This window comes from Nocardiopsis alba (assembly GCF_000710955.1).
Classification (GTDB): Bacteria; Actinomycetota; Actinomycetes; order Streptosporangiales; family Streptosporangiaceae; genus Nocardiopsis; species Nocardiopsis alba.
The window spans coordinates 149,531-165,570 of sequence record NZ_BAZE01000009.1 but is presented as its reverse complement, the minus strand read 5'-3'; the positions used below and the strand labels follow the sequence as shown (position 1 = coordinate 165,570).

At 68.4% G+C, this 16,040-nt stretch carries 10 protein-coding genes; 3 read left to right on the top strand and 7 right to left on the bottom strand.

Annotation, left to right across the window (positions count from 1 at the left end; all coding sequences use genetic code 11):
• Positions 1 to 202: 202 nt before the first annotated feature.
• From TR33_RS17445 to TR33_RS17425, 5 genes are all read right to left on the bottom strand, one after another.
• On the bottom strand, positions 203 to 1,906 hold the full coding sequence (locus TR33_RS17445) for an ABC transporter family substrate-binding protein (protein ID WP_042284176.1): 1,704 nt from the start codon (positions 1,904 to 1,906) through the stop codon (positions 203 to 205).
• A 77-nt stretch (positions 1,907 to 1,983) separates the two neighbouring features.
• Positions 1,984 to 4,209 (bottom strand): dipeptide ABC transporter ATP-binding protein, encoded by a 2,226-nt coding sequence (locus TR33_RS17440; RefSeq protein ID WP_042284174.1) that lies wholly within the window; start codon positions 4,207 to 4,209, stop codon positions 1,984 to 1,986.
• A gap of 16 nt (positions 4,210 to 4,225) precedes the next feature.
• A complete protein-coding gene (locus TR33_RS17435; protein WP_014912607.1) occupies positions 4,226 to 5,155 on the bottom strand; it encodes an ABC transporter permease in 930 nt (309 codons plus the stop codon).
• A 103-nt stretch (positions 5,156 to 5,258) separates the two neighbouring features.
• Complete coding sequence (locus TR33_RS17430; protein WP_014911571.1) at positions 5,259 to 6,239, bottom strand: ABC transporter permease; 981 nt, start codon at positions 6,237 to 6,239, stop codon at positions 5,259 to 5,261.
• Positions 6,240 to 6,876: 637 nt separating this feature from the next.
• Positions 6,877 to 8,430, bottom strand: a complete 1,554-nt coding sequence (locus tag TR33_RS17425; RefSeq protein ID WP_042284172.1) for a glycosyltransferase — start codon at positions 8,428 to 8,430, stop codon at positions 6,877 to 6,879.
• Between the two features lie 543 nt (positions 8,431 to 8,973).
• Here TR33_RS17425 and TR33_RS17420 point away from each other — a divergent pair.
• Complete coding sequence (locus TR33_RS17420; RefSeq protein ID WP_014911680.1) at positions 8,974 to 9,528, top strand: ATP-binding protein; 555 nt, start codon at positions 8,974 to 8,976, stop codon at positions 9,526 to 9,528.
• Between the two features lie 46 nt (positions 9,529 to 9,574).
• Here the strand turns inward: TR33_RS17420 and TR33_RS17415 are convergent, their stop codons facing one another.
• Positions 9,575 to 9,763 (bottom strand): hypothetical protein, encoded by a 189-nt coding sequence (locus TR33_RS17415; RefSeq protein ID WP_014912461.1) that lies wholly within the window; start codon positions 9,761 to 9,763, stop codon positions 9,575 to 9,577.
• 357 nt (positions 9,764 to 10,120) lie between these two features.
• On the opposite strand from TR33_RS17415, the gene TR33_RS17410 reads away from it, so the two are divergent.
• The gene (locus TR33_RS17410; RefSeq protein ID WP_042284170.1) at positions 10,121 to 11,326 is read left to right on the top strand and encodes an MFS transporter; all 1,206 of its coding nucleotides are present in this window, start codon (positions 10,121 to 10,123) and stop codon (positions 11,324 to 11,326) included.
• 49 nt (positions 11,327 to 11,375) lie between these two features.
• The gene (locus tag TR33_RS17405) at positions 11,376 to 12,209 is read left to right on the top strand and encodes an aldo/keto reductase (RefSeq protein WP_042284168.1); all 834 of its coding nucleotides are present in this window, start codon (positions 11,376 to 11,378) and stop codon (positions 12,207 to 12,209) included.
• A 116-nt stretch (positions 12,210 to 12,325) separates the two neighbouring features.
• Here TR33_RS17405 and TR33_RS17400 read toward each other — a convergent pair whose 3' ends face one another.
• A complete protein-coding gene (locus TR33_RS17400; RefSeq protein WP_042284167.1) occupies positions 12,326 to 15,583 on the bottom strand; it encodes an efflux RND transporter permease subunit in 3,258 nt (1,085 codons plus the stop codon).
• Positions 15,584 to 16,040 lie beyond the last annotated feature (457 nt).

Genomic DNA, 16,040 nt, shown 5'->3' with positions numbered 1-16,040 from the left:
GCCGACGGGGCCGTGTTCGTCGGGCTCGGACGTCGACCGGGCACGCCGAAGGGCGCCGGCCCCGTTCGGGGGGCCGACGCCCTCGGTCACCAGTGGTGGAGTGCTCACGCGGTGGGCCGCCGGCCCGGACGCTCATCGCGTCCGGGGGAGGGTCCCGGCCACGTCGGAGGGTGCGGGGCTTCGCCCGCCACCCGCCGTGCGGCTACTCCTTGGCCCAGCCGATGTCCTCGTAGACGTAGTCCGAGGCCAGACCGAACTCACCCCAGTTGTGCAGGTTCTCGTTGACGGCGTAGAGGCCGGGACGCTCGAACATCGGGATGGTCACGACCTCCTCCCACAGGAGACGGTCGATCTCGTTGGCGAGCTCGGCGTAACGGTCGGGGTCGGTCTCCGCCATGAGCTCGTCGAACTTCTCGTCGATCTCCTCGGTGGAGACGCGGGCGAGGTTGTTGCCCCACTCGCCGTCCTCGGTGGGCATACCGTAGTTGCCCTTGCTGTCACCGGCGTAGGGGTTGACACCGGTCAGGACGTAGCTGGCCATCTCGTAGTTACCGGGGATGACGTACTCGGGGAAGAGGGAGTTGCCCGGCACCTGCTGGACCTTCACCTCGACGCCGATCTCGGACAGCATGTCGCTGGCGATGTCGCCCTCGTCCTGGGCGACGGCGAGGTCGTCGGAGACGACCCAGTCCAGGGTCAGGGTGTCGCCGTCCTCGTTGGTGCGGACGGTCTCGCCCTCTTCGAGGGTCCAGCCGGCCTCGTCGAGGAGTTCACCGGCGCGCTCGGGGTCGTACTCGCCGTAGCCCTCGCTGTTGTCCTGGTAGCCGTACTGGCTGGACCGCAGCAGACGGTTGACCTCACCGGTGATGGGCCAGTCGACGGCGTCGAGGCTGACCTCGGAGAGGACGTCGGTGTCGATGCCGAGGGAGATCGCGTGGCGGACGCGGACGTCCTCCAGGCGGGGGCTGCCGCCGTTCAGCGAGATGAAGCGGTGGCCGTGGTTGACGGCCTCGGTGAAGTAGGTGCCCTCGCGGTCCTTGATCAGCTCGTAGCCCGCGGCGTCGTAGCCGAGGTAGAAGCCGTCGACCTCACCGTTGTTGAAGGCGCCGGCCTGGGCGTCGCTGCCCATGGCGTCGAAGATGATCTCGTCGAGCAGCGCCGGGGTGCCCCACCAGTCCTCGTTCTTGCTGACGGTGATGCGCTCGGAGACGTCGTCGAACTCCACGTCACCGAAGGGGCCGGCGGTGACCGGGTAGTCCTTCTGGTAACCCTCCTCGAACAGCTCCTCGTCCTCCATGTACTCCTTGGGGTACAGGGGGCTGAAGAGGCCGGGCCACTCGGAGAAGGGCTCCTCGAACTTCAGGGTGAAGGAGTAGTCGTCGTCGGAGACGAACTCCTTGACCAGGTCGTAGCCGCTGGTGGAGCCGAGCTGGAAGTCGCCGTCGCGCTGGCCGGAGATGGTCAGCCAGTTGGCCTCGTAGTCCTCCGCGGTGATGGGCTCACCGTCGGACCAGACCGCGTCCTCGTTGAGCTCGTACCAGACCTCGAGGCCGTCGTCGCTGACCCCGTAGTCGAGGACGTAGTCGGTCAGCGGGGAGTTGGTGCCGTCGGCGGCGTAACGGCTGGTCCTGGGCATGACCGCCGCGGCGGTACGGCGCACATTGGCCAGGTTGCCGTTGGTGTGCCACATGTTGTGCTGCTCGGCGTACTCGTTGAGGGCCCACACGAAGGTGCCGCCCTCCTGAAGGTCCTCACGAGGCGCGGGGTTGAGGTCCTCGGCGGGCAGTTCCGCGACCTCTTGCTGCGCGGCCTCGGTGTCATTGCCGTCGTCGCTGTCGGCGCAGGCGCTGGCCAGCAGGACCAGGGCAGCGGCCGGGGCGAGATAACGCACCTTCCCGATTCGCATGGGGATCTTTCCTCCTTGAGTGTTCCAGCCAGTACGCGGGGCGGTACTGGCCTGTGCCAAATCGAACTTCCGGCTCCTCAGCTGACCGTCAGCCGTTCGGCGTAGTGGCAGGCGGTCCCCTGGTCCCCACCGTTGGTGGGCTGGATCGTCGGTTCGTCGCTCACGCACCGCTCCCGTTCGGAGTCCGAGAGGGTGATGAACTTCTGGCACCTGGTCCGGAACCTGCAACCCGAGGGCGGGTTGGCGGGGCTGGGCAGGTCGCCGTCCAAGACGATGTGCGTGCGGGCGCGTTCCTTCTCCGGGTCGGGGATGGGGATCGCGGACAGCAACGCCTGGGTGTAGGGGTGGGCGGGGCGGGTGTAGATCGACGTGGTGTCGCCGATCTCCACGATCTTGCCGAGGTACATCACGGCCACCCGGTCGGCGATGTGCCGGACCACGGACAGGTCGTGCGCCACGAAGAGGTAGGCGAGACCGAGCTTGGCCTGGAGTTCCTCCAGCAGGTTGACCACACCGGCCTGGATGGAGACGTCCAGTGCCGACACCGGCTCGTCGAGCACCAGCAGCTTCGGTTCCAGGGCCAGGGCCCGGGCGATCCCGATGCGCTGACGCTGGCCGCCGGAGAACTCCGAGGGGAAGCGGGTCGCGTGCTCGGTGTTGAGGCCGACCAGTCGGATCAGTTCGTATACGCGCTCGACGACCTCGGCCGCAGGGACGTCGTGGGCGCGCAGGGGCTCGGCGATGATGTCGAAGACCGGCATACGCGGATCCAGGGAGCTCATCGGGTCCTGGAAGACGATCTGCATGTCCCGGCGCAGGGCGAAGCGGTCGCGTTTTCCGAGGGTCGCGGTGCTCTTGCCCATGACCTCGATCGTGCCGCGCTGGGGCTTCTCCAGCCCCATGATCTCCATGAGGGTGGAAGACTTGCCGCACCCGGACTCGCCGACGAGGGCGAGGGTCTCTCCCTCGCGGATGTCGAAACCGACCCCGTCGACCGCGTACACCGTACCGACACGGCGCTTGAAGACCGCGCCCTTCATCAACGGGTGGTGCTTGATGAGGTCGTCGACGCGCAGCATCTCCGCGCGGTCCTCGCGGGCCTGGGAGGAGGCCTCCACCTCGGGGATCTCGGGGACCGGATAGATGTCCCGGGCGGTCCAGTCGTTGGTGTCGATCTCGCCGGAGCGGATGCAGGCGGCCCTGCGTACACCGGTGTCGTGGATCCTCTCCTCGGGGTCCTTCTCCCGCGCGCCTGCCGAGGCGTCCTCGTGGGCCACGGCGAGTTCCCGGATCCTCTCCGCGGAGGGCTGTCCACCGATGGTGAGCAGTTCCGGTTCGGCGAGTTCGCATTCGGGCTGCGCGATGGGGCAGCGCGGCGCGAAGGGGCAGCCGGGCGGCAGCGCGCTGAGCGAGGGCGGGTTGCCCTTGATCGGGACGAGGGCGCCCTGACGCTCTTGGTCCATACGGGGCACGGCGCCGAGCAGCCCCATGGTGTAGGGCATGCGGCTCTTGTAGTAGATCTCGTCGACGTCGCCGATCTCCACGGGGCGTCCGGCGTACATGACCAGGAGACGGTCGACGAACCCGGCGACGACACCGAGGTCGTGGGTGATCATGACGATCGCGGCGCCGGTCTCGCGCTGCGCGGTGCGCAGCAGGTCCAGGATCTGCGCCTGGATGGTGACGTCCAGGGCCGTGGTGGGCTCGTCGCAGATGATGACGTCGGGGTCGTTGGCCATGGCCATGGCGATCATGACGCGCTGGCGCATACCGCCGGAGAACTCGTGCGGGAAGGAGCGGTAGCGCTCCTCCGGCCGGGGGATGCCCACCAGAGAGAGCAGTTCGATGGCACGGGCGCGCGCCTTGTCCTTGCCCGCCTTGGGGTCGTGGACCAGGACCGCCTCGGCGAGCTGATCGCCGACGGTGTACACGGGGGTGAGCCCGGAGAGCGGGTCCTGGAAGACCATGGAGATGACCTTGCCGCGCTTGCGCGCCATCTCCTTGTCCTTCTTGCCGAGGATCTCCTCGCCGTGCAGACGCACGGAGCCGGTGATCACGGCGTGGTCGGGCAGCAATCCCATCGCGGCCATGGAGGAGACGGACTTGCCGGAGCCGGACTCGCCGACGATGCCCAGCACCTCTCCTCTGTGGACGGCGTAGCTGACGCCGCGCACCGCGTGGACGTCGGGGTTGCCGCCGAGTCCTTGGAAGGTGACGTTGAGGTCGGTGACCTCCAGGACGGGGACCTCGGAGGTCGGTTCGTCCGTGGTGTTCTCGGTGGCCTCGGCCGTGTCGATGCTCATGTTCGTGTCCCCTCCCCTAGGACCGACGCGACTTGGAGTGCGGGTCGAGGGCGTCGCGCAGCCCGTCCCCGATCATGTTCACGGCGAGGACCAGGACCACCAGCAGAACCGTGGGGAACAGGAACACCCAGGGGGCGGTGGTGGCGTACGGGGCTCCGTTCGCGATGACCACACCGAGACTGACGTCCGGAGGCTGGACGCCCAGCCCGAAGTAGCTCAACGCGGTCTCGCCGATGATGGCGGTGCTGACCATGATGGTGGCGTCGGCGATGAGCAGGGACGACATGTTCGGCAGGATGTGCCGCAGGATGATCTTGTGCGGGGGGACGCCCATGAATCGGGCCGCGTGGATGTACTCGCGTTCGCGCAGTGAGATGGTCAGACCGCGCACCATCTTGGAGGTGACCATCCAGCTGAACGCGGCCAACAGGATGACCAGGATGAGCCAGCCGCCCTGGCCGACGAAGTGGGTGGACAGGATCGCCAGGATGACGAAGCTGGGCAGGACCAGGGCCAGGTCGGCGACCCACATCAGGACCCGGTCGGTGATACCCCCGAAGTAGCCGGCGAAGGAGCCGACGAGCGCTGCGATGACGGTGGAACCGAGCGCGACGAGCAGACCGATGAGCAGCGACTTCTGCAAACCGGCGGTGGACTGGGTGAAGATGTCCTGACCGGTGTGGTTGGTACCGAACCAGTGGTCGGGCGAGATCCCCTCCAGACGCGCGGTGAAGTCGCGTTCGCCGATCCCCCACTGGCTGATGACGGGGCCGAGGAAGGCCAGAGCGGCCAGCAGGGCGATCAGGACGAGCCCGATGATGACCCGCCGGGTCCTCAGAAGCTGGAGCAGCACGTCCTTGGCCCGGTTGGGCATGGGCGGGATGGACGGCGTCTCTTCGGCCCCATCGGGGCGCTCGGACTCCGTGAGGTCTTCGGTCTGGCTCATGACGTGGTCTCCAGCTGGGCTGCCGCGGCGGGACGCGGAACGTACGGGAAGGGACGGGGGGCCATGGCCCCCGTGGCGACGAGGGCGGAGGTGTGCGTCATGGTCACACCCGCACTCTCGGGTCGAGCCAGGCGTAGAGGATGTCGGAGAGGAAGGACGCGGCCATGATGGTGATCGCCATGAACCAGGAGACGGCCGCGACCACGTGGACGTCGTGTCGGGCGATGGAGTCGATCAGCCAGGCGCCCATACCGTGCCAGCCGTAGATCTTCTCGGTGAAGGTCGCTCCGGAGACCAGGGCACCGAAGGTGAACGTGAAATAGGTGATCGTGGGGATCAGCGCGGTGCGCAGGGCGTGCTTGAACAGGGCCTTGCGTCGAGTGAGCCCCTTGGCCATCGCGGTCCGCACGAAGTCGGCGCCCAGGACGTCCAACATCATGTTGCGTTGGTATCGGGCGAAGGCGGCGAACAGCGCGACGGCCAGCACGAGTGTGGGCAGCAACGCGTGGTAGACGCGGTTGAGCAGGAGTTCGTACCACTCTCCGCTGAAGCCGGCCGTGTACTCGCCCGAATAGCGCAACAGTTGGAACCCGGCCAGGTCGTTGATGCTGACGGCGAGTACCTGGACGACGATCGCGATGACCACGGTGGGGACCGAGAGCACGAAGAAGGAGACCGCGGTGGCGGACTTGTCGAAGGCCCGGTACTGACGGATGGCGGCGTAGGCGCCGATCGCGATCCCCAGGAAGCTGCCGAGGAGGGTGGCGACGGTGATGAGGCGGAGGGTGACTCCGGCCTTCATCCACATCTGGGAGGCGACGTCGCCGCCCTGGATGGTCTTACCGAAGTCACCGGTGAAGATCCCGCCGAGCCAGGTGAGGTAACGCTGGGCGATCGGGGTCTGGTCGTTGAGGTTCAGCGCGTCGAGCTGAGCGTTGACCGCTTCGGGCGATGGCGGAGGCTGCATCTGCTCGAAGTAACCGCGCGGGTACAGGTTGGTGGCGGCGAGCAGGTACGCGAAGCTCGTCGCCAGGAAAATCAGTACGACGTAGTTCAGCAGCCGCCTGGCCAGGAACTTGCCCAAAACTATCTCCGAACCTCAACAGCCGAGCCCGGCGCTTGATCTGTGGTTGCGAGTCGCCGACACGGGGAGTGAGCCGGGGTGAGCAGGGCTTCACTCATGCCCGGATGGTTAGTCCGGTTAAGCATTCGCGAGTCGCCGACACCATGAGGATTACTCCATGTGACTGCCGAAACACACTGACTTCCGATTCACGGTCAGTGACCGGAATGTCAAGAGTGTGCGGGATGATGAGACACTTGGCGGTAACCACTCCATCAAGAAAAGACAACGGTGATGATTCGAGCCACAGATTTCCGCTCCATTGTCAAACACCACACTCGCCGCACTCGAGGCATCACTCAAAGTGAGAAAATGCGCCATACCCTGCCCAAACAAGCAACTTCGTCCCACATCTCGTAAACAACGTTTACCCAAAAGCCTCTTTTTCTCGGGCCAATAACACGACCGAGATCTCCGCGCAACACCCCGGAAACAACCCTCGGACCTCCGAAGACACCGCGTGACCAGAACCACCCGAAAATAGTCACACAGAGTAATGAAATGCCCGAGGGGGACCCCTTCGCCCTTCCTCCGATCCCGACGATATCGTCACACGGAGTGACGCATGTTAACTCTCGCTAACATGACTCCCCTAGGGCTACTTGGCCCGAGAGCCCTCGGCACCCGCCCCCACCTGGGGTGATTCCAGTGACGTGGAGAACAACGGCGATCGAACGCGGGGGATCAGCGGGGCGAGAGAACCCGAGCGGGCCACTCCCCACCACGTACCGAGCGCACACGCCGCGTCCCCGGCGACCGCCAGCGCCGTCCACCCCAGAGGGCCCACCGTGGCCGTGCCGCGACGGCGACGCCAGGAGGCGAGATGCGGCACGGTCAACACCGCCCCGGCCAGAAACGCCCCCCGGACGAGCCCCCTCCGCCGACCGCCCGCCCCCGCGGCGGCCCCGGCGACCACCATGCCCGCGAGCACCGGCCACCAGGTCGTTCGCGCCGTACGGGCCCCGGCCCGGACCGCGCTCGTCAGGTCGACGACCGCGGGGCGTACCGCTTCCAGGGTCGGGGCGCCGGCCTCCCCGGTCAGGCCTCGGGCGGTGAGCGCCGCCCCGGCCGCGCCGATCACGAGACCGCTCACGGGTCGGCCCCCGAGCACCGAGAGCAGGGCCACCAGTCCGTGCGGCGACATCTCCGGGCCCGTCGCCCACCGTCCGTACCGGCGCGCCGTCGCTCCCCCCTCGGCCGCGTGAACGAAGCGTGAGCGCAGATAGGTCCCGATCCCGTCCGGCATCGGGAGCCGGACCCTCGACCGGGGTTCGTAACGCACCGACCACCCCTCCTCCGCCGCGCGCCATACGAGGTCGGTACCGGCGAGTTCTCCCGCGTCGTGGGAGACCCGGACGGCCGCGCGACGTGCCACCAGGACGCGGACGGGCTCCAGGGGGTCGGCCGCGCCGTGCTCCTCCGGAGGCGAGGGGCGACCTCGCCCTCGATGTCCGTGCCCCCAGGGCAGGACGGGCGCGGGGTCGGCCCCCCGGTCGGCTCGTAGGGCGTGCAGTGCGGCCACCGTCATGCCCGAGGGGCCGAGGGGACGGCGGACCGCGAGGGTCCTGGGGATCACCGCGGCGACATCGGGGTCGACGAAGTGTCCGAGCGCGTTCTCCAGCCACCCTGGAGAGGGTTCGGCCCCCGCTTCCAGAAGCGCGAGGAACTCACCGTCGCAGACGGCCAGCGCGGCGGCCAGGGCCCCGGGACCCCCTGTGGGCCCGTCGACCGTGCGGGCGCCTCTCGCGCGAGCCGTACGCGCCGCGATCCCGGTGGCCCCGACCACGAGGGGACGTGCGCCGGGGTGGTGTTCGGCGATCAGGTCCAGCGTGGTGATCAGCGCGGCGGGGTCGATGGCGCCGCCTCGGCCGATCAGGACGATCCGTGTCCTCTCGTCGAGGGCGGCGGGGGCGGGGCGGGGGTGGGCCAGACCGGTCTCCACCAGGGTCCGGGCGAGGATCCGCTCGTCGAGGTCGGTGGGACGCGCACCGCTGATCCCGCGGATCACGGAACCGACACCCGTCGCGGGCAGCCGAAGAGCACGTGGAGGTGTGCCTCCGACGAGGACGTGTCCCTCATCGGTGAACCGGACGGAACGGTCGATCTCGATGCCGAGGCCCCTGGGAAGGGGGGCGGGGGTGGGCCGGGCCATGCCCCTACCTTGACGTGTGGGAGAGGACACGCGCAAGAGTGGACGAAGTGGTTAAATTCGACCCGCGTTCACCATATTGTTATCCGACGCGGGGGAGATCGTAGGTCGTCCGCCTTCGTCGACGATCGCCCCAGAAGGGGCTCATCGACTCTCCTCATCCCCTCTTTATCCAGTTCAGGCATGGTGGAACTGTCGAAAGCAGGCCGGTCGGGTTTCCAGAAAGGCACGAAGCGTATGCTGAGCGCGAGTAGGCCCTTCAGCGCCGTAGGGCACACCTCTTAGCCGCCATGACGATCTTCCACGGCCGACGCACAGGCCCCACCACCGTCCTCTCAGTGAAGCTTCGCGGCTTCTCCCCCGCCCTATGTCGCCGTCCTCGTACCGTCCCCCCACCGGTACCGAGCCGCTTCCCTCCCTGTTCCCGGGGGCTCCGCCCCGTACATCCACGACGCGCCGTGACCCCTTCCCGGGCATGGACGCCGCGTGGTACCGGCCCGGCTCCGCCCTGCCCGCGCACCCACTTCTCCAGGGGAGTGAACCCACATGAGTGAGACCACCACCCCTCGTTCCGCGCCTTCGGACCCGCTCCTGACGACGTCGGCCCCTCTCATCCGTCCCCAACGCCCGGCGAGACCCATGGAAGAGCCCAACAGCATCGGACAGGCCACCGCCCACCACGGCGGCGCCGTCCCTCTGTCCGCACAGCGACGTTTTCCCGGACTGCCGAGCCAGATCGCCTACGTACGCCGGTTCGTGGCGCGTCGACTGGCCGACTCGCCGGAACTGACCACGGCGACCTTGCTGGCCAGCGAACTGGCGACCAACGCCATCACCCACAGCGCCTCGGGACGCGCCACCGGCAAGTTCGAGGTATGCGTGCTCCAGGCCCCTGGTTGGGCACGAGTGGAGGTCCGCGACCTGGGCAGCACCACCGAAGAGCCCGAGCCTCAGCATCGTGACCCCTACGACACCGCCGAACACGGCCGTGGTCTGGATCTGGTGGAGGCGCTGTCGAGCTCCTGGGGCACCGAACCGCGCAAGGACGGCCGAGGCCGCCAGGTGTGGTTCGAGATCGTGTGGGACGGCGACGACCGCTAGGAAGACCAGGAGAACGTCGCCGTACCGGGTGGCACTACGGCTCCGTTCACTCCTCCGTTCCCGGTGAGCCGGTTCGACCGGTCACGGTGTCGGTGGAGTCGTTCGGGGTGGTCTCGTCGAGCGGCAACCGGTAACGCTCGTAGAGGCGGCGTGCGTAGTCCTTCGCCTCCTGCGAGGGCTCGTCGCCGAGCTCGTCGCGCAGTAGGTCCTCGAGGCTTTTCTTGGCTTCATCCATGCAACGCAGACTGCCTGGAGTGCGCGGATAGCACAAATCGACAGTCCGGTGACAGAGGGGAAAGTCCCGAAGAGCCCAGGGGACGGACGTCGTGGCGCCCGGATCCCGGTCCGCGCGGGTGATCGCGGGGTTCGAAGCGTACCCTCACCCCTTCCCGGCGAACGATCCGACGAGTCTCGCCCGAGAGCACGGGGTCGGCCGTTACCGGGGTTCCCGGCGCTCCACCGCCCGTGATGCCCCTGTGAGCACCCTCTCATATTAGTTGCTTGCGCTGGTTATTTGCACATGCAATCATAACTTGCACCCACGGGAACAACGCGCGTGCAACTATTTTTCTCAGCCTATCAGGAGCCTCCCATGCCACTCGGTCTCGTCGCGCTCGCCATCGGCGCGTTCGGTATCGGACTCACCGAGTTCGTCATCATGGGCCTGCTGCCCGACGTCGCCGCCGACTTCGCCGTGTCGGAGGCCACCGCGGGATGGCTCATCTCCGGATACGCGTTGAGCGTGGTCGTCGGCGCGCTGGGGATCACCGCGGCCACCGTTCGACTCCCCAGGAAACCCGTGCTCATGGGTCTCCTCGTCCTCTTCGTCATCGGGAACGTCCTCACGGCCGCCGCCCCGGACTACACGGTCGCGATGATCGGACGGATCGTGGCGGCCCTGTGCCACGGCGCGTTCTTCGGGATCGGCGCCGTCGTCGCCTCCGGTCTCGTCCCCGCCGCGAAGAGGGCCGGTGCCGTGGCGGTCATGTTCACCGGCCTGACCGCCGCGAACGTGCTCGGCGTTCCCTTCGGCACCTTCCTCGGCCAACAGATGGGCTGGCGTTCGACCTTCTGGGCGATCTCGATCATCGGCGTCCTCGCCCTCATCGGTATCGCCGCCCTCGTACCCGCCGTACGCGGTGCCGGGCCCGAGGTGAGCCTGCGCGGCGAACTGAGCGCCTTCCGCTCCGGCCAGGTCTGGTTGTCGCTCCTGGTGACCATGCTCGCCTTCGGCGGCATGTTCGGAGCGTTCACCTATATCGCCTACACCCTCACCGAGGTGACGGGCTTCGCCTCCGGCACCGTGCCGTGGCTGCTCGTCGTCTTCGGTACCGGGTTGCTCGTCGGCAACTGGGCGGGCGGCAGACTCGCCGACCGTTCCATCGACGGCACCCTCGTCACCTTCGTGGCCGTACTCGCCGTGATCCTCGGCGTGTTCGGACCACTCGCCGGATCCCCGGCCGCGACGGTCGTGATCCTGTTCCTCATGGGCGGGTTCGGGTTCGGCACCGTGCCGGGCCTCCAGACCCGGATCATGCGCTACGCGGGCGGGGCCCCGACCCTGGCCTCCGGCGCGAACATCGGCGCCTTCAACGCGGGCAACGCGCTCGGCGCCTGGGCCGGCGGCGTCGGTATCGGCGCGGGCCTCGGCTACACCTCGCCGATCTGGATCGGGGCGGCGCTCACGAGTACCGCCCTGATCGTCATGGTCCTCGCGGCGGTCGCCGCGCGCCGGAGCCGGCCCGCGGAGCCTCGGAGCGGGGCCCCGGAGCCCGTCGACACCGTCCCCGCCCACTGAACGACGGACACTCGCCCGTCCACTTCCACGTCCACTTCCAAGGAGAACCATGTCCACCATCGAGGTACCCCGGATCACCCTGAACAACGGCGTTCGGATGCCACGGCTCGGTTTCGGCGTCTTCCAGGTACCGGACACCGAGACCACCGCCGCGGTGACCTCCGCGCTGAAGGCCGGATACCGGGCCATCGACACCGCCTCCGTCTATGGCAACGAGGAGGGTGTGGGGCGCGCGATCGCCGCATCGGAGGTCGCCCGCGAGGAACTCTTCGTCACCTCCAAGCTCTGGAACTCCGACCACGGGTACGACCACACGCTCCGTGCCTACGACGAGAGCCTCGCCCGGCTCGGCCTGGACCACCTCGACCTCTACCTGATCCACTGGCCGGCCCCCGCGAACGACCTCTACGTCCAGACGTGGCGGGCCCTGGAGCGGCTCTACGCCGACGGTCGGGTCCGTGCCATCGGAGTGTCGAACTTCCAGCCCGCCCATCTGGAGCGTCTCGTCGAGGAGAGCGAGATCGTGCCGGCGGTCAACCAGGTGGAACTGCACCCGGCTCTCCAGAACCGCGAGCTCGTCGCCGCGAACACCGCTCACGGTGTGGTCACCGAGGCCTGGAGCCCGCTGGCGCAGGGGGCCGTACTCGGCCAGGAGGAGGTCGTCGCGATCGCGCGCCGGCACGGGAGGTCCCCGGCCCAGGTGGTACTCCGTTGGCATCTCCAGCAGGGCCGTGTCGTCATTCCCAAGTCGGTGACGCCCTCGCGGATCGTCTCGAACATCGACGTGTTCGACTTCGAGCTCACCGCCGACGAGATCGCGACCATCGACACCCTGGAGCGCGGCGGGCGCACCGGCCCGCACCCGGACGAGTTCTCCGGCTGAGACGACGGGGCCGCCCACGACGGGAGGCGGGGTCTTCGGCCCCGTCTCCATACGAAGGGCGCCCCCGCACCGTGCGGTGCGGGGGCGCCCTTCTCGTCCTTCACGGGCTTCGACCGTTACCGGCCGACGGGTTCCTCGGAGTCCTCGTCCCGCCGGTCCTCGGGCACGTCGCCCACCGTCGCCGCGGAGGCGGAACCGTTGCTCGCGGCGTTCGCCCCGGCCTTGGCACGGGCCCTGGCCCTGCGACGTTCACGACGCGCCTCGGCCTTGGCCTCGCGCTTCAGACGGCGTACCTCCACCAGCTGGTAGAGGACCGGGACCAGGATCAGGGTCAGCAACGTCGAGGTGATCAGACCGCCGATCACCACGAGGGCGACCGGGGCGGAGACGAACGCGCCGCCACCGGCCATGCCCGTCGCCATCGGGATCAGGGCGGCGATGGTGCCGACCGCCGTCATCAGGATGGGCCGCAGACGGTGCCGGGCGCCCTCGACGATGGCCTCGCCGAGCTCCATCCCCTTCGCCCGGTTCTGGTTGATCAGGTCCATCAGCACGATGGCGTTGGTGATCACGATGCCGATGAGCATCAGCATGCCGATCAGGGCCGCCGCGCCGACCGGGGTCCCGGTCATCAGCAGCAGGGCCAGCGACCCGGTGGCGGCGAACGGGATCGAGATGAGCAGCATGAGCGGCTGTAGCAGGCTCTTGAACGTCGCGACCATGATCAGGTAGCAGATGACGATCGCGGCGAGCATGGCCAGCCCGAGCTGGGCGAAACCCTCGGTCTGGTCCTGGCTGACGCCGCCCAGGGAGGCGGTGGCCCCCGACGGGAGGTCGAGGCCGTCCAGGGCGGTCATGATCTCGCCGCTGACCGCGCCCAGGTCGGACGCGCTCGGGTTGGCCGTGACCGTGGTGCTGGTGACACCGTCGATGCGGGTGAGCTCCGGAGGCTGTTGGACCTCGGTGACCTCCGCGACGTCGGCGAGCTCGATCTCCCGCCCGGTGGGCGTGGTGATCGGCAGCTCCTCCAGCTCCGCCACGGTCTGGGGCGCGTCCTGGACCAGGACGACCACGTCGCGGCGGATGTCCTCGATGGTGGCGGTGCCGACGTTACGGCCGTTGAAGGCCGCGGAGACGGTCTGGCCGATCATGGACTCGCTCAGGCCCTCTTCGACGGCCTTCTCGCCGTCCACGTGGACCTCGAGCGCGGGCTGCGAGGCGGAGATGCCGCTGGTGACGTCATCGGCTCCGTCGATGGAGCGCAGTTCGTCCTCGACCATGCCGGCGGCCTCGGCCAGGGTGTCCTGGTCCTCGGCGGTCACCTGGACCTCGATGCCCGATCCGCCCATGCCGCCCATGGAGTCGAGCCGGGGCTCGTACTCGGTGTCGAGGTCGGCGAAGGTGTCGCGCAGGACGTCGCGGTTGCGGATCTGGTCGGTGTCGGGGTCGGCGGTGATCGTGTAGTCGATCTGGGAGGAGCCGCCGCCCATCATCGGATTGCCGCCGATGTTGACCTGGTAGGTATCGATCCAGGCCATCCCCGCGAGCGCCTCCTCGACCTTGACGGCCTCGGCGTCGGCGGTCTCCAGGGAGGTGCCCGGGTCGAGTTCCTGGACGACGGTGTAGGTGTTCTCCTCGGCCTCCCCGAGCCAGTCGGTCTGGGAGTTCGCGGCCAGGGCGATCGTGCCGACGAAGACGAGGACCGAGGCGGCCAGGGTGACCACGGTGGCGGTCCGACGCTTGGTCGTGATCCAGCGGATGATCGGCAGGTAGGCACGCTGCATCGGGCTGCGCATCTCGCGCTCGTGCGCCTTGCGCTCGATCTCCTCGCGGGTGCTGTCGCCGACCTCGGCGGGCCGCAGGAACCAGTAGCACAGCACCGGGGTGATGGTGAGGGCGACGATCAGCGAGCCGCCCAGGGCCAGGGAGCTGGTCACGGCGAAGGGCATGAAGAGCTCGCCGACCATGCCGCCGACGAACGCCAACGGCAGGAAGACGGCGATCGTGGCGAAGGACGAGGAGGCCACGGCCGTGGCGACCTCACGGACGCCGTCCTTGACGGCGGCCATCCGTTCCTTGCCGTAGTCCATGTGCCTACGGATGTTCTCCAGGACGACGATGGAGTCGTCCACCACCCGGCCGATCGCGATGGTGATCGCGGCCAGGGTGAGCATGTTGAGGGTGAAGCCGAAGGCCTGCATACCGACGAAGGCCACCAGGACCGACACCGGGATGGACACCGCCACCACGAGGGTGGAGCGGATGGAGAGCATGAAGACCAGGATCACGATGACCGAGGCGACCAGGCCGTAGCCTCCGGCCTCGAACATGTCGGTGATCGAGTCGTTGATGAAGGGCGCCTGGTCGAACACGACCGAGAGGGAGACGTCGTCGCCGAGCAGGTCGGACTGTTCGTCCAGCACCTTCTGGACGCCCTCGGAGATCTCGACGGTGTTGCCGTCGGGGGTCGCCATGACCATGAGGGCGACGCTCGGGTCGCCGTCGAGACGGGCGATGGAGGTGGCGGCCTCGGGCACCAACTCGACGTCGGCGATCTCGGAGACCTGGACCGGGGAGGGCGCCGGAGCGGGCGGGGCGCCGGGGAGTGCCGCCGAGGGGTCGGCCCCGGCGGAGGGCCGCACCCACAGGTCCTCGATCTCCCCGAGGTCGGTGAGCTGGTCACCGGTGGTGACGCTGAGGCTGCGACCGTCCTCGTCGATGGTGCCGCCGGCCATGAGCAGGCCGCTCGCCTCCAGGGCGTCGGCCAGGTCCTGGACGCCGATCCCGGCCTTGTCCAGCTCGTCCTCGTCGGGGGTGACCTCGACGCGATCGGCCGGCAGGCCGGTCAGGTTGGCCGAGCGGACCCCGGGCACCGACTCCAGTTCGGGGATCAGGACGTTCTCGATGGTCGAGGCCATCGCCTGCTGGTCGAGGTTCTCGGAGCTGGCGGCCAGCAGCATCACGGGCATCATGTCCGTGCTCATGGCCATGACCGAGGTGTCGACGTCGTCGGGCAGCATCGGGGCGATCTGGTCGACGGCGACCTGGGTCTCGCGGACCAGGGCGTCCTGGTCGCGGCCGTAGTCGAACTCCGCCATGATCTGCGTCGAGCCGGTACTGGACGTGGAGGTGACCGTGTCGATGCCCTCCACCCCCTGGAGGGCCTGTTCCAGGGGTTCGGTGACCTGTCCCTCGACCACCTGTGGTGTGGCGCCCTGGTACTGGGCGGAGACCATCACCATCGGCAGGGACATCTCGGGGAAGAGTTCCCGTTTGGCCGAGAGCGCGGCGACGACGCCGAAGAACAGCACCGCCAGAGTGATGAGCAGGACCAACGCCCGGTTTCCGAGCGACATGACCGAAAGGCGGTTCACGCGTTCGTTCCTTCCGCGTGGGGGGCGGTGTCCCGGCCCGGGGACCGGTCCGCTCCAAGGGCCGTTGTGGCCGTTCTGGACATGAGAGGTGCTCGCTCCTAGCTCGACGGGTGTGGGACGGTCCGGCCCATGGGTGAGGAGCGCGTGTCGAACGCGCGCTCGCCTGCATGGCCTCGGTCCGGTCCGCGAGGTCGTGTGGTGCGGGGGATGCCGGGTCACCCGCCCGTGGGAGGTCGTGTTCTCCACGGACCGGTGGTCGTCCGGGGCGGGCCCTGTCGATGGGCCTCGTCTCCTCCGGGCGCACTCTCACCATACGTCGCGTTATATCTGGAGTGCGGCCGGATCCGGCTACTTCAGGGAACTCTCAGGGTCATATCCACCTTCTGTCGGGGACGACCCCGACCAAAGTCGGAGCAGGACGCGAGGATCGAGGGGGACTCTTCGCGAAGCGGCCCCG